This window comes from Bradyrhizobium sp. Ec3.3, assembly GCF_000472925.1.
Taxonomy (GTDB): domain Bacteria; phylum Pseudomonadota; class Alphaproteobacteria; order Rhizobiales; family Xanthobacteraceae; genus Bradyrhizobium.
Genome location: NZ_AXAS01000013.1, coordinates 83,473 through 106,607 on the forward strand (window position 1 = coordinate 83,473; position 23,135 = coordinate 106,607).

26 protein-coding genes are annotated in these 23,135 nt (G+C 65.1%); 15 read left to right on the forward strand and 11 right to left on the reverse strand.

From position 1 onward, the window contains the following. Positions 1-15 precede the first annotated feature (15 nt). The 3 genes from YUU_RS0114980 to YUU_RS0114990 all read right to left on the reverse strand — a co-directional run bounded on the left by YUU_RS0114980 (position 16) and on the right by YUU_RS0114990 (position 1,531). Entirely contained in the window at positions 16-246 is a 231-nt protein-coding gene (locus tag YUU_RS0114980; protein WP_027523119.1) for a hypothetical protein, read from the reverse strand. A 47-nt stretch (positions 247-293) separates the two neighbouring features. After that, the gene (locus YUU_RS0114985) at positions 294-524 is read right to left on the reverse strand and encodes a hypothetical protein (protein WP_027523120.1); all 231 of its coding nucleotides are present in this window, start codon (positions 522-524) and stop codon (positions 294-296) included. Between the two features lie 92 nt (positions 525-616). Beyond that, positions 617-1,531: a LysR substrate-binding domain-containing protein gene (locus YUU_RS0114990; RefSeq protein ID WP_027523121.1), complete on the reverse strand. Its 915-nt coding sequence runs from the start codon at positions 1,529-1,531 to the stop codon at positions 617-619. Between the two features lie 300 nt (positions 1,532-1,831). On the opposite strand from YUU_RS0114990, the gene YUU_RS0114995 reads away from it, so the two are divergent. From YUU_RS0114995 to YUU_RS0115010, 4 genes are all read left to right on the forward strand, one after another. Next, entirely contained in the window at positions 1,832-2,611 is a 780-nt protein-coding gene (locus tag YUU_RS0114995) for a sulfite exporter TauE/SafE family protein (protein WP_027523122.1), read from the forward strand. Continuing rightward, positions 2,608-2,838, forward strand: coding sequence for a hypothetical protein (locus tag YUU_RS0115000; RefSeq protein WP_027523123.1), 231 nt, complete (start codon positions 2,608-2,610; stop codon positions 2,836-2,838). The genes YUU_RS0114995 and YUU_RS0115000 overlap by 4 nt, the downstream gene beginning before the upstream one ends. 45 nt (positions 2,839-2,883) lie before the next feature. Continuing rightward, a complete protein-coding gene (locus YUU_RS0115005) occupies positions 2,884-3,864 on the forward strand; it encodes a hypothetical protein (protein ID WP_027523124.1) in 981 nt (326 codons plus the stop codon). 109 nt (positions 3,865-3,973) lie between these two features. Next, entirely contained in the window at positions 3,974-4,669 is a 696-nt protein-coding gene (locus YUU_RS0115010; protein WP_027523125.1) for a glutathione S-transferase family protein, read from the forward strand. Between the two features lie 12 nt (positions 4,670-4,681). Here the strand turns inward: YUU_RS0115010 and YUU_RS0115015 are convergent, their stop codons facing one another. Beyond that, a complete protein-coding gene (locus YUU_RS0115015; RefSeq protein WP_027523126.1) occupies positions 4,682-5,164 on the reverse strand; it encodes a hypothetical protein in 483 nt (160 codons plus the stop codon). Then, positions 5,161-5,757: a hypothetical protein gene (locus YUU_RS0115020; protein WP_051389749.1), complete on the reverse strand. Its 597-nt coding sequence runs from the start codon at positions 5,755-5,757 to the stop codon at positions 5,161-5,163. The genes YUU_RS0115015 and YUU_RS0115020 overlap by 4 nt, the downstream gene beginning before the upstream one ends. A 434-nt stretch (positions 5,758-6,191) precedes the next feature. On the opposite strand from YUU_RS0115020, the gene YUU_RS0115025 reads away from it, so the two are divergent. The 4 genes from YUU_RS0115025 (at position 6,192) to YUU_RS0115040 (ending at position 9,851) form a co-directional block, all read left to right on the forward strand. Further along, positions 6,192-7,817, forward strand: a complete 1,626-nt coding sequence (locus YUU_RS0115025; protein ID WP_027523128.1) for a DUF1800 domain-containing protein — start codon at positions 6,192-6,194, stop codon at positions 7,815-7,817. Further along, positions 7,814-9,034: a DUF1501 domain-containing protein gene (locus YUU_RS0115030; RefSeq protein WP_027523129.1), complete on the forward strand. Its 1,221-nt coding sequence runs from the start codon at positions 7,814-7,816 to the stop codon at positions 9,032-9,034. The genes YUU_RS0115025 and YUU_RS0115030 overlap by 4 nt, the downstream gene beginning before the upstream one ends. 64 nt (positions 9,035-9,098) lie before the next feature. Continuing rightward, positions 9,099-9,470 carry an endonuclease domain-containing protein gene (locus YUU_RS0115035; protein WP_027523130.1) on the forward strand — a complete coding sequence of 124 codons (372 nt, stop codon included), beginning with the start codon at positions 9,099-9,101 and terminating at the stop codon, positions 9,468-9,470. A 57-nt stretch (positions 9,471-9,527) separates the two neighbouring features. Continuing rightward, entirely contained in the window at positions 9,528-9,851 is a 324-nt protein-coding gene (locus YUU_RS0115040; RefSeq protein ID WP_027523131.1) for an antibiotic biosynthesis monooxygenase, read from the forward strand. A 148-nt stretch (positions 9,852-9,999) separates the two neighbouring features. Here YUU_RS0115040 and YUU_RS0115045 read toward each other — a convergent pair whose 3' ends face one another. From YUU_RS0115045 to YUU_RS0115070, 6 genes are all read right to left on the reverse strand, one after another. Further along, the gene (locus YUU_RS0115045) at positions 10,000-10,941 is read right to left on the reverse strand and encodes an aldo/keto reductase (RefSeq protein WP_027523132.1); all 942 of its coding nucleotides are present in this window, start codon (positions 10,939-10,941) and stop codon (positions 10,000-10,002) included. Positions 10,942-11,194: 253 nt separating this feature from the next. Continuing rightward, positions 11,195-11,650 carry a GNAT family N-acetyltransferase gene (locus YUU_RS0115050; protein WP_027523133.1) on the reverse strand — a complete coding sequence of 152 codons (456 nt, stop codon included), beginning with the start codon at positions 11,648-11,650 and terminating at the stop codon, positions 11,195-11,197. An 84-nt stretch (positions 11,651-11,734) separates the two neighbouring features. Further along, positions 11,735-12,547, reverse strand: a complete 813-nt coding sequence (locus YUU_RS0115055) for a PAS-domain containing protein (RefSeq protein ID WP_027523134.1) — start codon at positions 12,545-12,547, stop codon at positions 11,735-11,737. Positions 12,548-12,723: 176 nt separating this feature from the next. Then, positions 12,724-12,870, reverse strand: coding sequence for a hypothetical protein (locus YUU_RS60225; RefSeq protein ID WP_198031758.1), 147 nt, complete (start codon positions 12,868-12,870; stop codon positions 12,724-12,726). Positions 12,871-12,946: 76 nt separating this feature from the next. Next, complete coding sequence (locus tag YUU_RS60230; RefSeq protein WP_198031759.1) at positions 12,947-13,123, reverse strand: hypothetical protein; 177 nt, start codon at positions 13,121-13,123, stop codon at positions 12,947-12,949. Positions 13,124-13,269: 146 nt separating this feature from the next. Next, complete coding sequence (locus YUU_RS0115070) at positions 13,270-13,920, reverse strand: glutathione S-transferase family protein (RefSeq protein ID WP_027523135.1); 651 nt, start codon at positions 13,918-13,920, stop codon at positions 13,270-13,272. A 547-nt stretch (positions 13,921-14,467) separates the two neighbouring features. On the opposite strand from YUU_RS0115070, the gene YUU_RS0115080 reads away from it, so the two are divergent. The 7 genes from YUU_RS0115080 (at position 14,468) to YUU_RS0115110 (ending at position 23,121) form a co-directional block, all read left to right on the forward strand. Further along, entirely contained in the window at positions 14,468-15,670 is a 1,203-nt protein-coding gene (locus YUU_RS0115080) for a pyridoxal phosphate-dependent aminotransferase (RefSeq protein WP_027523137.1), read from the forward strand. Between the two features lie 413 nt (positions 15,671-16,083). Beyond that, on the forward strand, positions 16,084-16,563 hold the full coding sequence (locus YUU_RS0115085) for a DUF992 domain-containing protein (protein WP_027523138.1): 480 nt from the start codon (positions 16,084-16,086) through the stop codon (positions 16,561-16,563). 128 nt (positions 16,564-16,691) lie between these two features. Further along, positions 16,692-18,740, forward strand: coding sequence for an elongation factor G (locus YUU_RS0115090; protein ID WP_027523139.1), 2,049 nt, complete (start codon positions 16,692-16,694; stop codon positions 18,738-18,740). 224 nt (positions 18,741-18,964) lie between these two features. Beyond that, positions 18,965-19,798 (forward strand): shikimate dehydrogenase, encoded by an 834-nt coding sequence (locus YUU_RS0115095; RefSeq protein WP_027523140.1) that lies wholly within the window; start codon positions 18,965-18,967, stop codon positions 19,796-19,798. 56 nt (positions 19,799-19,854) lie between these two features. Further along, positions 19,855-20,481, forward strand: coding sequence for a hypothetical protein (locus YUU_RS0115100; protein WP_027523141.1), 627 nt, complete (start codon positions 19,855-19,857; stop codon positions 20,479-20,481). Positions 20,482-20,600: 119 nt separating this feature from the next. Continuing rightward, the gene (locus YUU_RS0115105; RefSeq protein WP_156944304.1) at positions 20,601-21,260 is read left to right on the forward strand and encodes a hypothetical protein; all 660 of its coding nucleotides are present in this window, start codon (positions 20,601-20,603) and stop codon (positions 21,258-21,260) included. Positions 21,261-21,576: 316 nt separating this feature from the next. Continuing rightward, complete coding sequence (locus YUU_RS0115110) at positions 21,577-23,121, forward strand: L,D-transpeptidase (RefSeq protein WP_027523143.1); 1,545 nt, start codon at positions 21,577-21,579, stop codon at positions 23,119-23,121. Positions 23,122-23,135: the final 14 nt, after the last annotated feature.

A 23,135-nucleotide genomic window follows, 5' to 3' on the forward strand; every position in this document is an offset into this window, starting at 1 on the left:
AGGTTGGCAGCAGGCTCACGCCGCCGGCAGCGAGCCGCCGTCTTCGCTCAGCGCTTGCGGTGGGACGATGTCGAGATGGATCCCGCCACAATGGGTGCAGCGCATGGTCCAGTACTCGCAGTCGGCGCGGCCGCTGATCACCCGGAGCACGGCGAGCTCGCCGGCGCATTCCGGGCAGCTCGACAGCACGGATCGGTGACAGGATTGGGCCAGCGGTTGCGTCTCTTCGAACTCGATCTGCGACATGACTTCAGTCCTCGTTTCGCCAGCGCGCTGTGTCAAAAATATCCCGGTCAAAATCCCTCGTCGTCGTGCTCCGTCCGCCGGCGGAAGCGGTCGATATGGTGCTTGGCATCGGCGATCGCGGCTTCCGGATCGGGCCAGGCGAAACCGACCTCCATTGCCGGAAACAGCACGCCGTCGATGGCGAGAAGGCTTAAGTCGGCTCGCCGGATGCGGGCATGCCACAGGCCCTTGCCAGCCTCGAACGATTCGATGTCAAAGCCGTCGTAAAGCGTCGTCATTCGTAGTCCCCAATTTCTCGTTGGAGGGTTAGGAGACCACGTCCGCGCGAAAGCGCGTGTGAAGCCGTTCACACGGAGGCGGCTTTTTCGCCTCAGGCGCGCGCGGCGAGGCGCGCGCCCTTGCGTGGGCGCACGGCAGGTTCCGCGGCGGTGCGCATGATCCAGCGGCGGAACGCGGCAAAGTCGCGCTGCTCGGTCTGGAAGCTGCGATACACCAGATACCAGCGCATGCCCTTGGGCACCGAGAGGTCGAACGGTGCCACCAGCCGGCCGGCGGCGAGATCGTCGTCGATATAGGGGCGGATGCCCATCGCGATGCCGAGCCCGTCGACGGCGGCCTGCAAGGCCTGGCCGTAGAACTCGAACTCGGGCCCGCGCGCGGTGACGCGGCTGACATTCGCCGCCTTCAGCCAAAGCGGCCAGTCCTCCGGCGAATGCGCGACGCGGATCAGGCTCGGGCCCTTGAGGTCGGCCGGCCGCTTCAGGGATGTGGCCAGGCGAGGTACGCAGACCGGCGTGAGGTCGCCGGCGAACAGCGGCTCGGCGACCAGTCCCGGCCAGTCACCGGTGCCGAGCTTGATGCCGCAGCTCCAGTCCTCGCCGAACGGCACCGCCGCGCCGCCGGTGGTGAAGCGCACCTCGATATCCGGCTCCTCGCTGCGGAACTCGGAAAGACGCGGGATCAGCCAGCGCATTGCAAAGGTGTGGCCGACGCCGATGGTGAGCACGCGCACGCTGGAGGGTGCCGTCACCTGCGCAGTGAGGCTTGCCAGCGCATCGAAGATCGGTGTCAGCCCGCTCTGATAGGCGCGGCCCGCTTGCGTCGGCACGAGCTTGTTGGCCTTGCGCTCGAACAGCGCGACGCCGAGGCGCTCCTCGAGCAGGTGCACCATGCGGCTGACCGCGGCGGCGGAGACGCTCAGCTCGACGCCTGCCGCGGCAAAGCTGCCGGTCCGCGCCGTTGCCTCGAATGCCTTGATGCCGTTGAGAAAGAGCAGCCGTCGCAAGCGCCGTACCCTCAGGAAAGCTGATGCCAGGCCAAGATAACTCAGTTTGCGTGAGTTCCACAAGCGAGGCACAAGAATTGAAGGCGATTTTCGCGACGCGTGCTGCACTTCACCTCGCCCCGTTCTTACGGGGAGAGGTCGATCGCGAAGCGATCGGGTGAGGGGAGTCTCCGCGAGTCCTTCTCGCGCCGAATTCGCGGAAGCAGCCCCTCACCCCACCCTCTCCTCGCGACAGCGGGGCAAGGGAGAACTAGCAATTTGCGTCCCTTACTCGCAGAGCCCAACGCTGGAGATTTTCTCGTGACGCCCATCATGATCGCTGCCCTCGGATTACTGATGGTCGCCACGGCGTTCCTGTCGGGGCTGTTCGGCATGGCGGGCGGGCTGATCCTGATCGGCGTGCTGCTGGCGCTGATGCCGCTGCCGACCGCGATGGTGCTGCATGCGATCACGCAGATGGCCTCGAACGGCTGGCGCGCATTCCTGTGGCGGGCGCATATCCGCTGGCGGCCGGTGTTCGTCTATCTGATCGGCTGCGCGCTGGCCTTGGCGCTCTGGTCGATCACGCGCTACGTGCCGGACAAGCCGGTCGCGCTGCTGCTGCTCGGCGTGACGCCGTTCATGGCGCGGATGATGCCGGCAGGCATCAAGCCCAACCCCGACAGCATCTGGCAGGGCACGTTCTACGGCTCGATCTGCATGGGCCTGATGCTGATGACCGGCGTTTCGGGTCCATTGATGGACACCTTCTTCCTCGGCGGCAAGTTCGGCCGGCGCGAGATCGTGGCGACGAAAGCGACCTGCCAGGTCGCGAGCCATTTCACGAAGCTGCTTTATTTCGGCGGCATCATCGATCAGGCGGCGACGCTCGATCCGGTGCTCGCGGGGGTCGCGATCGCGGCCTCGATGCTCGGCACCTCGCTGGCGCGGCGCCTCCTGGAGGCGATGACCGACCAGCAATACCGCGTCTGGGCGACGCGGCTGATCACCACGATCGCCTGCTACTACATCGCCTATGGAAGCTGGCTGCTGGTCCGTACGCCCGTGATGGCGGCCTTTGAGAACGGAGGTGTGCAATGACTGACGGCGCAGACCCGCTGGTGCTCGATTTCGTCGAATGGATCGCGCGCGAGCCGCGCGCCTATGCCGAGGTGATTTCGACCTGGAAGACCTCCTGCCCGCGCCTGACGATCTGGGAAGACGCCGCCGACCGCGGCTATGTCGCGCGGGAGACGCTGCCCGGCATGGGCCTGATCATCGCAGTGACGGAGGACGGCGAGAAGTTGCTGCGCGCGAACGGACGGTAATTGAACCCATTCCCTCCACACCACCACCAAGGGCTGGAGGGACGCATGATACACCCGCAGTTTGACACCATCCGCCGTGCCGGGACGTTCGCCGCCGCGTTCGCCGCCCTCGCACTTCACACCGCCTGCGCCGCAGAGCCGCCCGAGCGTCCCTTCGATCCGCCGGTCGGCAGCCGCTGGATCATCGAAACCGAAACCAGCACCGACGAGGCCAGGGCGGAGGGCGGCACGCGGAATTCGCTGCTCAAGTCGCGTGCCGAGATGACCTTCGATGCGAAGGTCGCCGACGGTTTTCGCATCACCTATGTCCATCGCGGCACCACGGCGGAGGGCAACGATCCGACGCTGCCGCTGGTGCGTTCCGTCGCGAAGGCGCTCGACGATGTCCCGATCAAGGTCACCACCGATGTGCACGGCAGGCCGGTGCGTGTCGACAATCTCGATGAGGCCAAGGCCGCCGTGCGCAGGATGGCCGGCAGCCTCACTGAGCCGTACAAGGACAAGCCGCAGCTTGTCGCCCTGCTCAACCAGATCATGGCGGGCTTCGTTGAAGTTGACGCCGACAAGGCCGCGACCAGCTACGTCGAAGATTTGCCGCAACTGGCAAAAGCGCAGGTGACCGGCATGAAGCGGGGCGAGGTCAGGCGCTCGACCGATACGGTCGATAGTCCGCTCGGCGGCGGTGCGATGAAATCCAACGCCAGCTTCGAGCTGACCGAGGCGGATGCTGCCACCGGCAAGCGCACCTATGTCAACACCACCTCTTACGACGCCGCAGCGTTGAAGGAGTTCACGCAGTCGCTGATGAAGAAGCTGATGGCCGCCGCCGGCAACAGCGCGACGCCGCAGCAGATCGACGACATCGTCAAGCAGATGGTGCTCTCGCTCGACGAGCGCGCTGTGCTCGAGGTCGAGGACGGCATGACGCGCAAGATCACCGACAAGTCCGTGACCTCGGCGCGCGCGCTCGGCCGGAGCATGCAGAAGACCGAAGTCAGAACCATCACAGTGACGCCGGCGCAGTGAGTAAAGCGAAGCAAGAATTTCGCTGCCGCGGCAATCTGGATTGCTACTTCACTTGCGCTCCTTGCGGTGACGGTTACTCTCTCCGCTAATCACAGCAGCGGGGCCACTCATGTCACTCAAACTCTTCGAACTCGTCGGCACCGACGCCGGGCGGCCCTTCAGTCCGTATTGCTGGCGCACGCGCATGGCGCTTGCGCATAAGGGTCTCGCCGCCGACACGCTGCCCTGGCGCTTCACCGAGAAAGCCGCGATCACGGCGCACGGCTCGGAAAGGGTTCCGGTGCTGCTGCACGACGACAGGCCGGTCGTCGATTCCTGGACCATTGCCAACTATCTCGAAGACACCTTTCCCGATCGTCCGTCGCTGTTCGGCGGGGAGGGCGGCCGCGCCATGGCGCGGATGCTGAACGGATGGGGCGACATCGCGATCGTCGGCGGCATCTTTCCGTTGATCATCGCCGACATTTCGAAGAACCTGGCACAGGTCGATGCGGATTATTTCCGCCGGACGCGTGAAGCGCGCTTCGGCAAGCCGCTGGAGGAGATCATGGCGAGCCGCGACACCGCCGTCGTTGCCTTCCGCAAATCGCTCGACATCATGCGTCTCACCCTGAAGACGCAAGCCTTCCTCGGCGGCAGCGCGCCGAACTATGCCGACTACATCGTGTTCGGCGGATTCCAATGGGCGCGCGTGGTGAGCCCGTTCAAGCTGCTGGAGATTGACGATCCCGTCTACGCCTGGCGCGAAAAGCTGCTCGACGCGTTCGACGGCATGGCGCGCAACTCGCCGGGCCACCCGGTGTAGAACCCGCGCCGGTCACCCCGCGCAGGCTTTCGCGATCACGCGCTCGTTCCTGACGACAGCTTCGACCATCTTGCGTGCGACGTTGTTCAGGTCCGACAGCTTCAGATAGCCTTGCGCATAGGCTTCCTGGGTCAGTCGATCGATGCGCTGGTCCTCTCCCGTCGACCATTGCCTGGCGATGTAGTCAGCGCCGGGCTTGCCGAATGTTTCGGGATAGCGCTCCATCTGGTTCTGGCGCTGATAGTAGTATTCGTTGAGGCCGCCGATGAACTGCTTGCGGCCGTCGTCTGTGCAGCGAGCCCCATAGGGACGTTCCAGCGCAGCGATTGCGTCGGCACGCTGGCTCACTCTGGCGTCAACCGAATATTTCTCGCTGCTGCCATACCCTGGACCGTCGCTTGCGGGTGCTTGCGGGGCCTTCGGCTCCGGCGCAAACGCCCACGCCGCGACCTGCACAACGACGATCGCCCAGACGACGAACCAGATGCGGCTCATCTGGGGCTCGCTGTCATGCGCTGCCGCGGCAGGCATACGGGCGAGGGATCAGACCACAGGCCGGGGCCGGCGAATGCCAGTACAGCAAAACGGATGTCCTCCGGGAAATCCTCCTCGACCACGCCCTTCTGCTCGAAGGCTTCCGCGAGCGCCGCCTTGACGCGCACGTCGAGCGGCGTCGAATACGCCGCGTTGGCCTGGTCGCGCTTCTGTTCGCTACAGAACATACCCATGGCCGGGTTCGGGCAGTCGTAGATCTTCATGTAGCCGCGCGCATAGGCCGACGTGGCCGCGATCAAATTGGCCTTCATCGTCCTGTCGCAAGGCGACATGGCGTAGGCGGTGCCGGCCTGCAAGGCGTCCATGCGCAGCGCGTCGAGCTTCGGGTCCTTGTCGCTCATTGCGGTGTGCTCCGCCTCCCACGCCTTGCGCTCATACGCTTTCGCGCTCTCGTCGCCGAATGTTGCGGTGAGCGTCGGCTTCAACTCGCCGATCGGCGAATAGGAGGTGGTGGGAAATCCACGCAATGCCCAGGAGACGCCGACGAAGGCGGTGACGAAGGCCATGCAGGTGAACAGGATGAAACGACTCATGCGGCGTACTCGAATTGACGTCGCACAACCTAGCCGTGTCTGGTTAAGAGATGCATGAAGCTGCGGGTTCCAGCCGGCGAAGGTAAAGGGAGTTCTAAGGCGGCCACATCAGTTTTCGCGACCAGAATCCTTCGCCGTCTCACTGACTGCCTTGCGCAGACAATCGCGGCACAGGCAATCTTCGGCGTCGGTCGGCATCGGCAGCCGCGCCGTCTCCTCGGCGCACCAGCAAGAGCCCGAGAGTGCGCATGAAAACGCCGTGCCGCAGCGGGAACACACGATTTGACGCAAAGGTGCGGCGGGGGCGGTGAGGATTTCTTTCCGATTTGTCATCGTTGGCGCCGAAGCTTCGCTGACATTTTCATGCCGGGTTCATCATTGTCGGCGGTATAGTAGTCGGCGCGCATGCCGCAAGGAAGTGCAAGGACAGAACAATGGCCCGCGATTCGCAAGCCGCACTCGTTGCACTCAACCGGTTCGGTTTCGGCGCGCGCGGCGGTGCATCCGGCGATTTCATCAATGCGGCCTCCGACCCGCGCGGTTTCGTGAAGTCGGAGCTGGGCCGGCCGAATGGCGTGCGGCTGGAAGCGCCGGGCCTGCAATCGACGCCGCAACTCGGCCAGGCCGTGTTCGAATATCAGGCGCAGGTGAAAGCGGCGCGCGAGGCCGCCGCCAAGTCCGGCACGCCAGGTGAATCGAAACCAGGTGAATCGAAACCTGGCGAAGCGAAACCAGGTGAAGGGCCGCCGCCGCAAACCCAGGGCGCGCCGCCGACGCCAGCCGATCAGAAGCCCGCAGCGCGCCGCAACCTGTCGCTCAACGCGGTTGCGATGGATATCGCCGGCCAGTCGCCGCAGATGAAGGCGTCTGATGCGGCGGCAAAACCCGCTGATGCCATGCAGCCCAATGCGGCGCCGCCCGCCGCAAAGCCTGCGCCGCAGCCGCTGAATGTGATCCAGAAGACGTTTCGCGCCGAGGCCTTGGCGCGGCTGCAACGCGCCACGCTCGCCGATTGCGGCTTCACCGAGCGCCTGGTTGCGTTCTGGTCCAACCATTTCTGCATCTCGGCAGCCAAGGGCGAGCTGGCGCGGATCTGGGCCGGCTCGTTCGAGCGCGAGGCGATCCGCCCCCATGTGCTCGGCCGTTTCGCCGACATGCTGAAGGCTGTCGAACAGCATCCGGCGATGCTGTTCTTCCTCGACAACCAGCAATCGCTGGGGCCGGATTCACGCGCGGGCCAGAATCGCAAGCGCGGGCTCAACGAAAATCTCGCGCGCGAGATCATGGAGCTGCATACGCTCGGCGTGAATGGCGGCTACACGCAGGAGGACGTCACCTCGCTCGCGCGCATCATCACGGGGTGGACTTTTGCGGGCCGGCAGGGCCGGTTGGGCGAGCCCGGCAATTTCGTGTTCAACGCCAATGCCCATCAGCCGGGACCGCAGGGGCTGCTCGGCAAGACCTATGACGCGGCGGGGCTCGCGCAGGGCGAAGCGGCGCTCGCCGATATCGCGCGCCATCCCTCGACCGCGAACTTCATCGCCACGAAGTTCGCCCGGCACTTCGTTGCGGACGATCCGCCGCCCGCGCTCGTGGCGCGCCTGCGCGACGTATTCACGAAGACCGACGGCGACCTCAAGGCGCTTGCGACGGCGCTCGTCGATTCCAACGAGGCGTGGACTGCGCCGCTGACCAAGATGCGCAGCCCTTACGAATTCCTGGTCGCCAGCGGCAGGCTGCTCGCGCGCGTGCCGGAAGATCCCGGACAATATCTCAATAGCCTCAATCTGCTCGGACAGCCGCTGTGGTCGCCGGCCGGGCCGAACGGATTTCCCGACACCAACGCCGCCTGGGCTGCGCCCGAGGGCATGAAGCTCCGCCTCGACATCGCCGTCCAGATCGGCTCGCGGCTCAGCAACAACATGGACCCGCTCGATCTGCTGGAATTTGCCGCGGCGGATGCGGCTTCGACCGAGACGCGGCGGACCATCGAGCGCGCGGAATCGCGCCAGCAGGCACTGGCGCTGCTCCTGATGTCGCCGGAACTGCAGAGGAGATGACGATGGATTGTGCCGAGAACCGGCTCCTCCCCTCGCGCCGCGCGCTACTGCTTGGCGGCGCCTCCTTCGCCGCCTGGGCCTACTTGCCGAAATTCGCGCGCGCGGCCGACGGTCGCGATCCCCGCCTGATCGTAGTGATCCTGCGCGGCGCGCTCGACGGCCTTGCGACCGTCGCGCCGGTCGGCGATCCCGATTATGCCGGCCTGCACGGCTCGATCGCGCTGACTCGCGACGGCGAGCACCCTGCACTCCTGCTGGATTCGTTCTTCGCGCTGCATCCGTCGATGCCGGAATTCGCGCGCATGTATCGCGACAAGCATGCCGCGGTCATCCACGCAGTGTCGACGCCCTACCGCGAGCGCTCGCATTTCGACGGCCAGGACGTGCTCGAAAGCGGCTATGCGGGGCCCGGCCGCGTGCAGTCCGGCTGGCTCAATCGCGCGCTGGAAGCGCTGCCGCGCGGCGAGCGCGTCTCCAGCGGGCTCGCGGTTGGACCGACCACGCCGCTGGTGCTGCGCGGGGCTGCGCCAACCGTCGGCTGGGCGCCGGTCGCGCTGCCGCAGGCCGATGACGACACCGCGATGCGGCTCGTCGATCTCTATCGTCACCGCGATCCTGCGCTTGCATCCGTGCTGTCGCAAGGCTTGCAGCTCGAGAAGGCCGCAAGCGGCGACGACATGAAGCCGAAGGGAGGCAACGCGGTCGCGCAAATGCGCCTGGTCGCGAAGGGCGCCGCAAAATTGATGGCGGCCGATGATGGCCCGCGCATCGCCGCACTCGCGTTCGACGGCTGGGATACGCACGCCAACGAAGGCGGTGCGGTTGGGCGGCTCGCATTCCTGCTCGGCGGCCTCGACGGCGCGCTCGCCGAGTTCGAAAGCGGCCTGGGGGATCGCTGGCGCGACACGGTCGTGGTGGTCGCAACCGAATTCGGCCGTACCGCCCGCATCAACGGCACCGACGGCACCGACCACGGCACCGGCACCATCGCGCTGCTCGCCGGCGGCGCCGTGAAAGGCGGCCGTGTGATCTCCGACTGGCCGGGACTGAAGCTCGCCAACCTCTATGAGGGCCGCGACCTCAAGCCGACGACCGACCTGCGCGCCGTGATCAAGGGCGTGCTGCAAGACCAGTTCGGCCTGAACGATCGCGTGCTCGCCGAGACCGTGTTCCCGGACAGCGCCAGCGCAAGACCGATGAGGGGGCTGGTTTCTTAACCTCTCCCCGCTCTTTCGCGGGGAGAGGTCGGATCGCGCAGCGATCCGGGTGAGGGGCAAGGCAATGCGTAGCAACGATCAGAAGTCCATCCGACTCGCACGTCGACTACGCGTCGATCAGACCGACGCAGAGACAGTCCTCTGGAATCGTATCCGCAGCCGCCGCATCGACGGCAACAAGTTTGTGCGGCAAGAGCCGATCATCGGCTTCATCTGCGACTTCGTCTGCCGCGAGAAGCGGCTCATCATCGAAGTGGACGGCGGGCAGCACAATGAATCTGCAGCAGATGCCGTCCGAGATGAACGGCTGAGAGAGAAGGGCTACAAGATTCTTCGCTTCTGGAACAACGACGTCCTCGGCAATATCGACGGCGTTCTGCGTACAATTCAGACCGAACTTGCGGATGCAGCCCCTCACCCCACCCTCTCCCCGTAAGAACGGGGAGAGGGAGTGAGAGAGCCGAATTCCGCTTACGTCAGGAGAAATCAAAAAATGTACATCGCCATGAATCGCTTCCGTGTCGCCAAGGGGTCGGAAAAGGCCTTCGAGCAGGTGTGGCTGTCACGCGACACGCATCTGGACAAGGTGCCGGGCTTCATCGAGTTTCATCTGCTGAGAGGGCCGGAAGCCGAGGATCACACGCTCTATGCCTCGCATACCGTGTGGGCGAATTATGCGGCGTTCGAGGCCTGGACCAAGTCGGAGGCGTTTCGCGCCGCGCATCACAAAGCCGGCGACAACAAGCCGCTCTATCTCGGCCATCCCCAGTTCGAAGGCTTTGAGGTAATGCAGACCGTGGGGCGCGGCGCGAAATAGAACATAATCCGGAGAAGTGTGGAGCGGTTTTCCCTCGCGACAAACGCGGTACGCGTTTGCGCGGAGATCAACGCTCAAACAACAATCTAAAGCGCGATGACGATTCAACCTAATCTCATCGCGCTTTAGCGCGCCGCGGTGCCAAGCGTCAGCGTTTGGTGATCCCGTCGATCTCGGCGAGCTCGTCCGTGCTAAGCTTCCAGGTGATCGCCTTGACGTTCTCCTCGACCTGCTCGACGCGGGTAGCGCCTGCGATCACGCTGGCCACCTGCGGACGCGCCGCCAGCCAGGAGAAGGCGAGCTCGACCATGGTATGGCCGCGCGCCTTGGCGAAGGCCTGGAGTTTCTCGACGATATCCTCGTTGCGCGGCGTGACGTAGCGGTCGCGCAACGCCGGCGCCTTGGCAAAGCGCGTATCGGCAGGCGCCGCCGCGCCGCGCTGGTATTTTCCGGTCAGAAGACCGCTCGCCAGCGGGAAGAACGGCAGGAGGCCAAGCTTGTACTCCTGCGCGGCCGGCAGCAGGTCCTTCTCGATGTCGCGCACCACGAGGCTGTATTCGTCCTGGCAAGAGATGAAGCGGCCGACGTTCATCGCACGCGCGGTGAACTCAGCCTCTGCGATACGCCAGGCCGGGAAGTTCGAATTGCCGATATAGCGGACCTTGCCTTGGCGCACGAGATCGTCGAGCGCGCGCAGCGTCTCCTCCAGCGGCGTCAGCGGGTCGTAATCATGCTGCTGGTAGAGGTCGATATAGTCGGTCTTCAGCCGCTTCAGGCTCGCCTCGACGGCGCTCATGATGTAGCGGCGCGAGGCACCCTGCTTGGTGCCGTCGCTCGCCATGGGCTTGGAAAACTTGGTCGCAAGCACGATGTTCTTGCGGCGGTCGCCGAGCACGTTGCCCAAGACCGTCTCCGAGCCGCCCATGCCGGCATAGATGTCGGCGGTGTCGAACAGGGTGATGCCGAGATCGAGCGCGCGGTGGATCACCTTGCGCGAGGTCTCCAGATCGGTGCGCTGGCCGAAATTGTTGCAGCCGATGCCGACGGCGGAGACGCGCAGGCCGGAGGCGCCGAGATTGCGGATTTCCATGAGAGGTCCTGTCAGAGGAACGTGCGGGCGAGGCCCCATTCTGACGGCCGTGCGCTCGACCAGCAAGGCGACGGCCGCGGTGCTGCCATGCGCACAAAAAAATGCGGCCCCGGTCAGACGCGGCGACTGACGGGGACCGCTTGGGCGCTTGATCGGTGACGGGGGGCCTGATCAGGCGCAAGCGGGAGCCTAGTCCCGCAATGTTACGTGCGGGTGACAGCCTCACTTATCCACAGGTTGCAAAATTCCCGGGTCAGAAGATCTTGCGATAGACGATGAAACCGGAGCGCTCCGCCACCTTGTCGTAGAGGCGCTGCGCGGTGAGGTTGGTCTCATGCGTCTGCCAGTAGACGCGGGGCGAGCCCGCGGCCTTCGCGCGCTCGTACACGGCGTAGATCAGCGCCGAGGCGACGCCCTGGCCGCGCGCGGCTTCCGCCGTGAACAGGTCCTGGAGATAGCAGGACGGCTCGATCGCCGTCGTGCTGCGGTGAAACAAATAATGCGTGAGGCCGAGCAACTGTCCGTCCTTGTCGGCGACCAGCGCATGCACGGGCTCATAGGCATCGAAGAAGCGCGCCCACGTCATGCGCGTGATCTCGCCCGCGAGCGCGGTCGTACCCGAGCGGCCGTAGAACGCGTTGTAACCGTCCCACAGCGGCAGCCATTGATCGTAATCTTGCTGGGTGACGGCCCGAATGGTGAGGGACATGAGAAAATTCCGCGATCGAGGAATGCGAGGCGAAAAGCCAGTACCTTCATTCATACGGGATGTTCGCCGCGCTGATCAATCGCGCTATTCAGCGACGCGCAAATAACGGATCAGGTTGCGGCCGGTGGGATCGCGCAGCGAGCGATAGTAATCGGCGCGCGATGGCGTATCGGTGTGGCGGACGAGGTCGGTCACCGGCGTGTAGCTCAGCATGCGCCCGCCATCGGGCAGCGCGGCGCAGACGAAGCGCAGCACCTCGCCATTGCGGAGCTTGATATTGATGGGCGTGGCGTCGCCGATCCTGACCATCTCCATGCGCTCGGCGATGAAGGCGCTCAGTTCGTCTTCCGGTAGCTCGAAGGCGCCCGTATCGCGGCCGTGATACATCAGCGCGATGAAGGGCGGCCGGCTCTCGGCCTTCTCGTCGGGCAGCGAGAAATAGTCGCGGAAGGCGCGGTTGATGAACTCGGCGCGGGTTTCTGCATCGAGCAAAACAATGCCGATATCGACCTGGTCGAGCGCCGCCGACAGGCGCGCCGCCGTGGCGTAGTGCCGGCGCTCCAGCGCAAAGGCGTCGAGCAGGCGCTCGCGCATCAGCCCGGTAATCCCTGCGGTGGCGGCTACCGTGATTGCCAGCAGGCCGAGCCGGACGAGATCGGTCGTGGTGTAGCCCGGCACGCCACCGTGATTGAGCAAGAACAGCGCCGTGCCTATCACCGCAACAGTCGCACTGACCATGGCGGAGGCGAAGCCGGAGAGCGAGCCGGCAAAGGCAACGATGCAGACGAACAGGGGTGCGGGTGCGGGGACGGGAAGATAACGATCGAGCAGGAGCGCCAGCAGCGCCGTCGCTGCCGTCAGCGCCGGACCGGGTATCGTACGCCATCCGAACCGCATGGCCCTGTCTTGCTCCCTGACGAGCTAACGTGCGGAGATTGGCCGATCGTTGCATCGTTGCGGTGTGATTTCGCTTGCGATGCTTAAGGCGTAGCTGCGGCGGCGCGCAGAGCTTTCTGCGGATTTTAAGCCAAGTCGCCGCGTGTTTGACCAAGCGCTACGCTGGCGTGCGCGCCTCACGCCACCACCTGACCGTGCACGGCCGGAATGTTCAGCGTCGAGGAGCCCGTGTTCTTGCGCGTGCCGGCGAAAATCAACAGCGATGCCGCGACCAGGATGGCCGCGGTCAGGGTCGCTGCAACGATGATCACCGGTGACTTCATCAATGTCCTGTCGCGGTGCCGGTCTGCGCAGGCCGGCAACGAAAGTGCCGAGTGGTGGCCCGGGATGGAACGAGGGTCAGCCCGCAAGCCCCATCGCCATGGTCGCCCGGGTCGTCATTACCGTCAGGGCGACGATCACGCACAGCGACAGCGCCGCGATCGCGAGTGATGCCGCGACGGCACCTGTCAGCCGGGAAGAGACGACGGGGGCAGGTCGGCCCTGAAAGCCGACCATGCCGGACGCCCGAGCCATGGTCTAAATCCTTCAACGCGCGAGCGAATCACCCGCGACGCAAACCAATGTCACAATTTCAACCGGCAACATTTGGGCAGCGATCGCGCCGAACATGGCGAGATCGTGGCAAAAGTTAACGTTGTGCCCGGTATTCTAAAGTCCGCTCAGGCGCTCGCGGCGATGCTCGCGGGATCGTCGACATCGGCCGGCCGCCAGTCCATCGACACGAAGCCGGGCGCCTGCTCGACCCGCTTCAGCCAGGCCCGGATCGCCGGGAAGGTCGAGAGGTCGAAGTCGCAGCGGTCGGCAAGATGGGTGTAGCCGTAGAGCGCGATGTCGGCGACGGTGAGCTGACGCGCAGCAAAATACTCGGCGGTCTTGAGGTGGTTTTCCATCACCTGGAGCGCGCCATAGCCACGCTCCATCCAGTCCTCCAGCGCGTGGGTCTGGAGGTCGCGGCCGCCCTTGACCAGCGACAACCAGAAATAGGCTGCGCCGATGTTGGGCTCGAGCGCGTGCTGCTCGAAGAACATCCATTGCAGCGCCTCGGCGCGGTCGATGCGTTGCTCGGGCGCGAGCGGCGTGCCGCCGGCCACGTACCAGAGGATGGCGTTGGACTCGGCGAGGTAGCGGTCGTCGCCGACCTCGAGCAGCGGCACCTGGCCGGAAGGATTCTTTGCAAGAAAATCCGGCGTGCGGCTCTCTCCGCGCAGAATGTCGATCTCGATTGCCTGGTAGGGCACGTTCAACAGCGCCAATGCAAGGCGGACCTTGTAGCTGTTGCCGGAGCGTTGCATCGAATAGAGCTTGTACATTCGAGAGGTTCTGATCCGGTGACGGGAAGATGCGCCGCTTGTTGCCCTGCAGCGCGGCTAAACAATGATGCCGTTGCGAATCCGCCGCAAGGGCCGCGTGCTAGAAAAACTTGAAATCGCTACTGCACTGCAACGCCGCAAAAAATCATTTCAACACGACAGAACAATTCGCATCACGCTTGCGTCAGACCGCGATCGCTGCGCGCCGGCGATGACATGCCGGGATCGAATGGTTGCGTTATCAGCCGCGCAATCGATCCGGGATGCCTCGCATCGTCAAGTTGCACGGCCTTGCCGAAATGGCAGCTTGCAGTTCGGCAAAGAGCAAAATTGCTCGGAGGACAATTCTTGCCGGATATAAGCGATTCCGGCAGCAAAGTTTAGGAATATTGCCCAAATTCGGGGCCTCTCCGGCTCGGATCCGTAAACTTTTGCCGGATTGGGCCGAAGTTTCTTGCGGTGCAGCGGCACCCGTCCTAGGGTACATCCATTCCCACAATCAGAGTCGTGACGCCCAAGAGCTCACGACGCTCGCCAGGAGATGATGATGTCCTTCCTTGCCGCTGCGCTCGACCGTGTGAAGCCGTCCGCGACCATCGCGGTCACGGATAAAGCACGCGCGCTGAAAGCGGCGGGCCGCAACGTCATCGGCCTCGGCGCCGGCGAGCCCGACTTCGATACGCCCGCCAACATCAAGTTGGCCGCGATCCGCGCCATCGAAGCCGGCAAGACCAAGTACACCGCGGTCGACGGCATCCCCGAGCTGAAGGAAGCGATCATCGCGAAATTTCAGCGCGAGAACGGCGTCAGCTACAAGCCGAACCAGGTGATCGTCGGCACCGGCGGCAAGCAGGTGCTCTACAACGCGCTGATGGCGACCATCAATCCGGGCGACGAGGTGATCATCCCGGCGCCCTATTGGGTCAGCTATCCCGAGATGGTCGCGCTCGCCGGCGGCGAGCCGGTGCCGGTGGTCTGCACCGCCGCGGCCGGCTTCAAGCTCCAGGCCGAAGCGCTCGAGCGTGCGATCACGCCGAAGACCAAATGGGTCATCCTGTGCTCGCCGTCGAACCCGACCGGCGCGGCCTACACCAAGGCCGAGCTGAAGGCGCTCACCGACGTGCTGGTGAGGCATCCGCATGTCTGGGTGATGACCGACGACATGTACGAGCACCTCGTCTATGACGACTTCCAGTTCACCACCGTCGCGCAGGTCGAGCCGAAGCTCTACGAGCGCACGCTCACCGTGAACGGCGTCTCGAAAGCCTACTGCATGACCGGCTGGCGCATCGGCTATGCCGGCGGTCCGGCGCAGCTCATCAAGGCGATGTCGACCATCCAGTCGCAGTCGACCTCGAACCCGTGCTCGATTGCGCAGTGGGCCTCGGTGGAAGCGTTGAACGGTCCGCAGGATTTCATCCCCGCGAACAACAAGGTGTTCAAGGAGCGCCGCGACCTCGTCGTCTCCATGCTCAACCAGGCGAACGGCATCGAGTGCCCGCGCCCCGAGGGTGCGTTCTACGTCTATCCGTCCTGCGCCGGCACGATCGGCAAGACCGCACCGTCGGGCAAGGTGATCGGAAACGACGAGGCGTTCGTCACTGAGCTCCTCGAGAGCGAAGGCGTCGCGGTCGTGCAGGGCTCGGCCTTCGGCCTCGGTCCGGCCTTCCGCATCTCCTACGCGACCAAGACCTCCGATCTCGAAGACGCCTGCAAACGCATCCAGCGCTTCTGCGGCAACCTGCGCTAAGCCTATCGCGACAAGAATAGAAAAGGCCCGCTTCGGCGGGCCTTTTTATGTGCTTCGAACGATAGGGCGAATGCTCGCATGCGAGTCGGATGGATCCTTGCTTGGGTCAGCATTGCGCCTTGCCCCTCACCCGGATTGCTTCGCAATCCGACCTCTCCCCGCTGAAGGGCGGGGAGAGATTAAGTCGCGCCCGATGGCGCGTTCTACTTATTCTCCACCGTAAGGGGCGCACGGTTCTCTCGCTCCCTCGCCCCGTTCTTACGGGGAGAGGGTGGGGTGAGGGGCTCCCTCCGCGAATTCGGTTTTAGATGTGTCCGATCTGGAACCACCAAGATTATTGTGGCATAGACGCTTCGCGCGCCGCGGGTGCGGCGCCTTCTCTGCTCGCATCACATCATAGCCGGAGACCTTTCATGCGCCGTTCACTCCTCCTCGCCGGGCTTGCCGCGCTTGGCCTCGTCGCGTCTGTCACAGGTGCGAGCGCGCAGCAGCGGATGGTACGGGTCGGCGTGCTCGAATGCCGCGGCGGCGCCAGCATCGGCTTCGTGGTTGGATCAGTGACCAATCTCGGCTGCGTGCTGCGGGCCGAGGGCTTGCCCGAGGATCGCTACGTCGCGACCATTCGCAAAGTCGGTCTCGACCTCGGCATCACCCAGGAGACGGCGCTGGCGTGGGGTGTGTTCGCGCCGGTCGACCGCCTCGGGCCTGGCGACCTCTCGGGCAACTATGCCGGCGCGCAAGGCAGCGCGTCGGTCGGCGTCGGCTTAGGAGGCAACGTACTGGTCGGCGGCTCCAACAATTCGATCGCGCTTCAGCCGCTCAGCGTGCAGGGCCAGGTCGGACTCAACATCGCCGCGGGCCTCGAAAGCCTGGAACTGCGGCCGGGTCGCTAACAGTCAGACACGTTTCAGCGACGACGCACCGCAGCGACGTTTCGCGCTTGCCAAAACGAAGGGACCGGCAGAGCATCGACCTTTGCCGACCCAATCACGGGCCGAGCTCCACATGAAGGAGGCGGCGAATGGGACAAGACGTCAGAAGTCCCCGAGGTCCACGGTGCATTGCGCTTGTGGGCCCTTTCCAAAGCGGTAAAACCACTCTTCTCGAAGCGATTTTGGCACGAACGGGCGCGGTCCCGCGTGCCGGCAGCGTCGACGCCGGTACTTCGGTGGGCGACGCCACGCCAGAGGCCCGCCATCACAAGATGACTGTGGGCCTGACGGCTGCCACCACGAGTTTCATGGGGGACAGCTACACTTTCCTCGATTGTCCGGGTTCCGTTGAGTTCGCCCACGACATGCGCGCGGCGCTTCCCGCGGTCGACGCTGCGGTCGTGGTCTGCGAGGCTGACGAGAAGAAGCTGCCGCAGCTTCAGATCATCCTGCGCGAGCTGGAGGAGATGAAGATCCCGCGCTTCCTGTTTCTCAACAAGATCGATCGCGCCAACAAGCGCATCCGCGAGACGCTCGAGACATTGCAGCCGGCCTCCCGCGTGCCGCTGGTGCTGCGCCAGATTCCGATCTGGAATGGCGAGCTGATCGAGGGCTTCGTCGATCTCGCGCTCGAGCGCGCCTTCGTCTATCGCGAGCATAAGGCCTCAGAGGTCATCGCGCTCGAAGGTGGCAATCTCGACCGCGAGAAGGAAGCCCGCTTCTCGATGCTGGAGAAGCTCGCCGATCACGACGACGCGCTGATGGAGCAATTGCTCGAAGACATCCAGCCGCCGCGCGATTCCGTGTTCGACGATCTCTCTCGCGAGCTGCGCGAGGGCCTGATCTGCCCGGTGCTGCTCGGCGCCGCCGCACGCGAGAACGGCGTGCTCCGGCTGATGAAGGCGCTGCGCCATGAGGCGCCCGGCATCGCCGAGACCGCCAAGCGGCTTGGCGCGGCCGACAGCAAGGATGCGCTCGGCTACGTCTTCAAGACGCTGCATTCGCAGCATGGCGGAAAGCTGTCGCTGACGCGGCTGCTCGCCGGCCATCTCGACGACGGCGCCACGCTGCAATCTGCCTCGGGCGGCGCGGGGCGCATCTCCGGCATTCTTGCCGTCAACGGTGCCTATGATACCAAGCGCCCGTCGGCGGAGATCGGCGACACGATCGCGCTCGGCAAGCTCGATCCGATCAAGACCGGCGACACGATCTCGACCGGTAAGACCCAGCCGTCTCAGCTGATCGCGGTCGAGCCGACGCCGCCGGTGCTTGCGATATCGGTCGCGGCCACCGACCGCAAGGATGACGTCAAGCTCGGCCAGGCGCTCGCCCGGCTGCACGAGGAAGACCCCTCGCTCGTCATTGTGATGAACGCCCAGACCCACGATACCGTGCTGTGGGGGCAGGGCGAGATGCACTTGCGCGTTGCCAGCGAGCGGCTGCGTGACCGCTTCGGCGTCAACGTCAAGTCTCATCCGCCGGCGATCGGTTACCAGGAGACCATCCGCAAGCCGATCGTCCAGCGCGGCCGGCACAAGAAGCAGTCCGGCGGCCACGGCCAGTTCGGCGACGTGGTGCTCGACATCAAGCCGCTCGCGCGTGGAGAAGGGTTCAAGTTCGCCGAGAAGGTGGTCGGCGGCGCTGTGCCGCGCAACTACATCCCGGCGGTGGAGGAGGGCGTCGTCGACGGCCTGACGCGCGGCCCGCTCGGCTTCCCCGTCACCGACGTCGCGGTGACGCTGACCGACGGCTCCTATCACAGCGTCGATTCCTCCGATCTCGCGTTCCGCACGGCGGCGCGGATCGGGCTCAACGAGGGCCTGCCGCAATGCCAGCCGGTGCTGCTGGAGCCGATCCATGTCGTCGAGATCGTCTGCCCGACGGATGCGACCGCCAAGATCAACGCGATCTTATCGGCGCGGCGCGGCCAGATCCTCGGCTTCGACACCCGCGACGGCTGGAGCGGCTGGGACTGCGTGCGCGCCATGATGCCGGAGGCCGAGATCGGCGAGCTGATCGTCGAACTGCGCTCCGCAACCGCCGGCTCCGGCAGCTTCACCCGCCAGTTCGACCACATGGCCGAGGTGACGGGGCGCGCCGCCGACCAGATCATCGCCGCACATCGCGACGCGGCGTGATGGTGGCACTCACTTGACGGCCGGCCTCGAGGCCGGCCGTCAGCGTTCCTCTTTGCAAATCATTGGACTTGGTGCCCCCCTTCCTGGGCGCAAGTTTGCCGCAGGCGCCGCGCTGGCGCCCGCGCGCGACGCTCGCGTGCTTGACAGCGCGGGCCGGACGCGAAATGGATCGCCGGGAAACTCCCGGGAGGGACCGTTGCGAACCTGCGCCTTCGAGGAAAACCGTGTCTAAGACGCCCGTAGCCTGCCTGATCGGATGGCCGGCGGCGCATTCGCGCTCACCGCTGATCCATCGCTACTGGCTGCGCACGCTCGGCATCGAGGGCGGCTATGTGATCGAGGCGGTGCCGCCGGAGGATCTGCGCGACTTCGTGCTGCGGCTGTCGTTGCACGGTTTCGTTGGCGCCAACGTCACGATCCCGCACAAGGAAGACGTGCTCGCGCTCTCGACGCCGGATGCGCGCGCCAAGGCGATCGGTGCCGCCAACACGCTGTGGCTTGCGGGAAGTGAGCTGCGTTCGACCAACACCGACGTCGAAGGCTTCATCAACAATCTCGACGCCAGCGCACCGGGGTGGGACGCAGCCGAGGAGGCTCTGGTGCTCGGTGCCGGCGGCTCGTCGCGCGCGGTCGTGTTCGGCCTGCTCGAACGCGGCGTCAGTCGCGTCCATCTCGCCAACCGCACCATTGCGCGTGCCGAGGTGCTTGCAACGGCGTTCGGTTCGCGCGTGCAGCCCCTGGCCTGGGACGCAATCGGTGACGTGCTGCCGCGGGCAAGGCTGCTCGTCAACACGACCTCCCTCGGCATGCGCGGCCAGCCGGCGCTCGAACTCGACATCGCGCGCCTGCCGCAACAGGCGGTCGTTGCCGACCTCGTCTATGTTCCGCTGATCACGCCACTGCTTGCGGCCGCGCAGGCGCGCGGGCTGAAGACCGCCGACGGGCTCGGCATGCTCTTGCACCAAGCGGTGCGCGGGTTCGAGCTGTGGTTCGGCAAGCGGCCGCAGGTGACGGCGGAGTTGCGCGCGCTGGTCGAAACCGATCTCACAAAATCTTGAGAGAATAGGGCGCGGCCTCCGGGGTCCTGTCCTCGTGGGACAATTTGGAGACTGTCATGCCTGTTCAACGTGCAACTTTCACACGTCCGCTTGTCGCTGTCGCGATGGTGGGCCTATCCACGCTCTATGCCGTCGCGCAGCAGGCGCCTGTTCCGACGCGGGTGCGTGGAACGATCGAAAAAGTCGACGGCGATCTGCTGTCAGTGAAGTCGCGCAGCGGTGAGGACGTCAAGCTGCGTGTTGCTTCCGATCTTCGTGTAGCGGGGATCACCAAGATCGCACTCTCTGACATCAAGGTCGGCTCCTTCGTCGGCGCGACCACGGTGCCGGGACCGGACGGCGGCCAGAACGCCGTCGAAGTCCATGTCTTTCCGGAAAGCATGCGCGGCACCGGCGAAGGCTCGCGCCCCTGGGACCTAAAGCCGAACTCCAGCATGACCAATGCGACGGTCGCCGAGAGCGTGGTCGGCAATGACGGTCACACGCTGCTGGTCAAATACAAGGACGGCGAGAAGAAGGTGTTCGTCTCCTCGGAGACGCCGGTCGTCACCTACGTGCCCGGTGAGAAATCGGATCTGAAAGAGGGCGCCAAGATCATCGCCTTCGTCAAGCAGCTTGCGGACGGATCGTTCGAGACCAGCCGCGTCAGCGTCGGCCGCGATGGCCTGACGCCGCCGATGTGAGGCGCCCCCAATGCGCGCGTCGATTTTCGTGATCGCAACAAAGCGCAGGACAGCGGAATAGGGATCCAGCTCCGGGGTTGCGATGATTGACCGGCGCAACCGCCCTGGAGGGACAGGCCATGCAGGAACTGAACGCCTGGAGGCCACGCGTGCTCGTGGCCTCGCTCGCTACCATTGCCATTGTGTCTTCTATCATTCTGTCGTCTGCGATTCTGTCTTCGGTCGCGTCGGCGCAGCAGGCGCCGACGGTCCGTATCCGCGGGACCATCGAGACCGTCGATGGCAACATGCTCGGCATCAAGACCCGCGAAGGCAGCGACGTAGAGGTGCGCATGACCGACAACGTCGCCGTGTTCGCCGTCGTGAAGACCGCGCTGTCGGAGATCAGGGAGGGCTCCTATATCGGCGTCACCGGCATGCCCGAGCCCGACGGGTCGCAGCGGGCGATTGCCGTGCACATCTTCCCGGAGAACCAGCGCGGCGCGGCCGAAGGTTTCCGTCCCTGGGATGCGCGCGCCAATTCGACCATGACGAATGCGACAGTGGCCGAGACGGTCAAGGGCACCGACGGCCAGAACATCCTGCTCAAGTACAAGGACGGCGAGAAGAAGATCGTGGTGCCGCCGGACACGCCGATCGTCACCTTCGTCGCCAGCGATAAATCCGAGGTGAAGCCGGGCGCCAGGCTCATCATCTTCGGCGCGGCGAAGAAGGAGGACGGTTCGCTCGAAGCTGGCCGCGTCAACGTCGGCCGCGACGGGGTGACGCCGCCGATGTGACTGCCGGCGTCAATTTCCGGGGCGGCACGGCTCGTGTCCGGGTTCGGGCATCCGCGAGCCGTCTAAGCCGAACCACGCCCGGGTCGCCCGCAAGGCCGCGGGCGCGCCGGCAGCCTTGCGCGCTGCCCGGCCGGTCCATTTTGGCCCAAAGCGACCCTTCCGCCCGCGCGGGCCGTCGTATATCAGAGATTTGCCATCGAAGCTGCCGATAATGCTCGGGAGCCAATTGCGATGGCGACAGTTATTTAATCCGAAGATCGCAATCTGGCCTTAAGTCGACGCTGAGGGCAGGCGCCTGTTTCAACCGGGGTACGGCATGGCAAATCGATTGACGACGGCGCAATCCACTGTGGCGATGCGGCGTTGGCGGCCTGCCGGCCTTGTAACGATCGCGGCGATGGCCGCGCTGACGGCGCTGACCACCGACGCCGCCGCGGCGAAGCAGGCGCGCCCTGCTGCCGAAGCGGTTGCGCCGCGCGCGGCAGGCGAGCCGATCATGGCGATCGTGTCGATCAAGAGCCAGCAGGTCACTTTCTACGACGCTGACGGCTGGATCCTGCGCGCGCCGGTGTCGACCGGCACCACGGGACGCGAGACGCCGGCCGGCGTCTTTGCCGTCATCGAGAAGGACAAGGACCATCACTCGACCATGTATGACGATGCCTGGATGCCGAACATGCAGCGCATCACCTGGAACGGCATCGCGCTGCATGGCGGGCCGCTGCCCGGCTATGCGGCCTCGCACGGCTGCGTGCGGATGCCGTACGGCTTTGCGGAGGACCTGTTCGACAAGACGAACATCGGGATGCGGGTGATCATCTCGCCGAACGACGCCACCCCGGTCGATTTCTCTCATCCGGCCCTGTTCGTGCCGAAGAAGGAGGCGATTGCGGCGGCCCCGGCGCGGGCCGATACGCTCTCCCGCGAAGCCGAGGAGGCTATAAGGGTGGCCGACGAGACAAAGAAAATTGCCACGTCGACGGCACGCGAGGCCGCGTCGCTCCCGGCGTCGCTGCGCAATCTGGAACGGCTCAAGAAGAGCGCCGATGCCGAGCTCGCTTACGCCGACAAGGTGCTCGCCGCCGCCAAGACGGATCAGGCCAAGGCGAAGGCCGAGGATTTGAAGCAAAAAGCCGCCACCAAGGCCGCTGACGCGGCAACGCAGCTCGACACCGCCAAGGCGAACGCGCAGCCGAAGCGCGACGCCGCCGCTGCCGCCAAGGATGCCGCCAAGGCGGCGGCGACCAAAAAGGCCGACGCCGTCAAGGCGGCGACCGAGGCGAAACTCGCGCTCGAGCCGGTCTCGGTCTATATCAGCCGGTCGACGCAGAAGCTCTACGTGCGGCGCAATACGCATAAGCCCGCGCCGGACGGCGGCGGCGAGGTGTTCGATACGAGCATCGAGGTTCCCGTCTCGATCCGCAATCCTGAGCGGCCGATCGGCACTCATATTTTCACGGCGATGGCGAAGAGCGATTCAGGCCTGCGCTGGAGCGTCGTCACGATCGACAACGGCGACGACGCCAAGGACGCGCTCGACCGCATCACCATCCCGCAGGACGTGCTCGACCGTGTCGCGCCGACCGCAGTGCCGCGATCCTCGATCATCATCTCGGACGAGCCGCTGAGCAGCGAGACCAACTACCGCACCGAGTTCGTCGCGGTGCTGAACAACCAGCCACAGGGCGGGTTTATTACGCGCAAGCCGACGGCCCCCATGGCCGTTGCGAGTGGTGATGGTTGGGACAACAACGGCGGCTTCGGTTTCTTCTTCCAGCCGCGTGACCCGAACCCGCAACCCGTCAATCCGCGCCGGCGCGGCGGCGGCCAGTTCTGGCAGCCGCAACAGGGCTGGTGGTAAGACGCGGTACGTCA

Bases quoted from the DNA above. Each gene is read 5' to 3' on its own strand.
- YUU_RS0115035 (WP_027523130.1), top strand. From the start codon at position 9,099: ATGCGTAGCAACGATCAGAAGTCCATCCGACTCGCACGTCGACTACGC.
- YUU_RS0115110 (WP_027523143.1), top strand. From the start codon at position 21,577: ATGGCAAATCGATTGACGACGGCGCAATCCACTGTGGCGATGCGGCGT.
- YUU_RS0115030 (WP_027523129.1), top strand. From the start codon at position 7,814: ATGACGATGGATTGTGCCGAGAACCGGCTCCTCCCCTCGCGCCGCGCG.
- YUU_RS0115070 (WP_027523135.1), bottom strand. From the start codon at position 13,920: ATGTACAAGCTCTATTCGATGCAACGCTCCGGCAACAGCTACAAGGTC.
- YUU_RS0115005 (WP_027523124.1), top strand. From the start codon at position 2,884: ATGATACACCCGCAGTTTGACACCATCCGCCGTGCCGGGACGTTCGCC.
- YUU_RS0115010 (WP_027523125.1), top strand. From the start codon at position 3,974: ATGTCACTCAAACTCTTCGAACTCGTCGGCACCGACGCCGGGCGGCCC.
- YUU_RS0115040 (WP_027523131.1), top strand. From the start codon at position 9,528: ATGTACATCGCCATGAATCGCTTCCGTGTCGCCAAGGGGTCGGAAAAG.
- YUU_RS0114985 (WP_027523120.1), bottom strand. From the start codon at position 524: ATGACGACGCTTTACGACGGCTTTGACATCGAATCGTTCGAGGCTGGC.
- YUU_RS0115090 (WP_027523139.1), top strand. From the start codon at position 16,692: ATGGGACAAGACGTCAGAAGTCCCCGAGGTCCACGGTGCATTGCGCTT.
- YUU_RS60225 (WP_198031758.1), bottom strand. From the start codon at position 12,870: ATGAAGTCACCGGTGATCATCGTTGCAGCGACCCTGACCGCGGCCATC.
- YUU_RS0115105 (WP_156944304.1), top strand. From the start codon at position 20,601: ATGCAGGAACTGAACGCCTGGAGGCCACGCGTGCTCGTGGCCTCGCTC.
- YUU_RS60230 (WP_198031759.1), bottom strand. From the start codon at position 13,123: ATGGCTCGGGCGTCCGGCATGGTCGGCTTTCAGGGCCGACCTGCCCCC.
- YUU_RS0115055 (WP_027523134.1), bottom strand. From the start codon at position 12,547: ATGCGGTTCGGATGGCGTACGATACCCGGTCCGGCGCTGACGGCAGCG.
- YUU_RS0115015 (WP_027523126.1), bottom strand. From the start codon at position 5,164: ATGAGCCGCATCTGGTTCGTCGTCTGGGCGATCGTCGTTGTGCAGGTC.
- YUU_RS0115080 (WP_027523137.1), top strand. From the start codon at position 14,468: ATGTCCTTCCTTGCCGCTGCGCTCGACCGTGTGAAGCCGTCCGCGACC.
- YUU_RS0115045 (WP_027523132.1), bottom strand. From the start codon at position 10,941: ATGGAAATCCGCAATCTCGGCGCCTCCGGCCTGCGCGTCTCCGCCGTC.
- YUU_RS0115020 (WP_051389749.1), bottom strand. From the start codon at position 5,757: ATGAGTCGTTTCATCCTGTTCACCTGCATGGCCTTCGTCACCGCCTTC.
- YUU_RS0115025 (WP_027523128.1), top strand. From the start codon at position 6,192: ATGGCCCGCGATTCGCAAGCCGCACTCGTTGCACTCAACCGGTTCGGT.
- YUU_RS0115000 (WP_027523123.1), top strand. From the start codon at position 2,608: ATGACTGACGGCGCAGACCCGCTGGTGCTCGATTTCGTCGAATGGATC.
- YUU_RS0115100 (WP_027523141.1), top strand. From the start codon at position 19,855: ATGCCTGTTCAACGTGCAACTTTCACACGTCCGCTTGTCGCTGTCGCG.
- YUU_RS0115085 (WP_027523138.1), top strand. From the start codon at position 16,084: ATGCGCCGTTCACTCCTCCTCGCCGGGCTTGCCGCGCTTGGCCTCGTC.
- YUU_RS0115050 (WP_027523133.1), bottom strand. From the start codon at position 11,650: ATGTCCCTCACCATTCGGGCCGTCACCCAGCAAGATTACGATCAATGG.
- YUU_RS0114980 (WP_027523119.1), bottom strand. From the start codon at position 246: ATGTCGCAGATCGAGTTCGAAGAGACGCAACCGCTGGCCCAATCCTGT.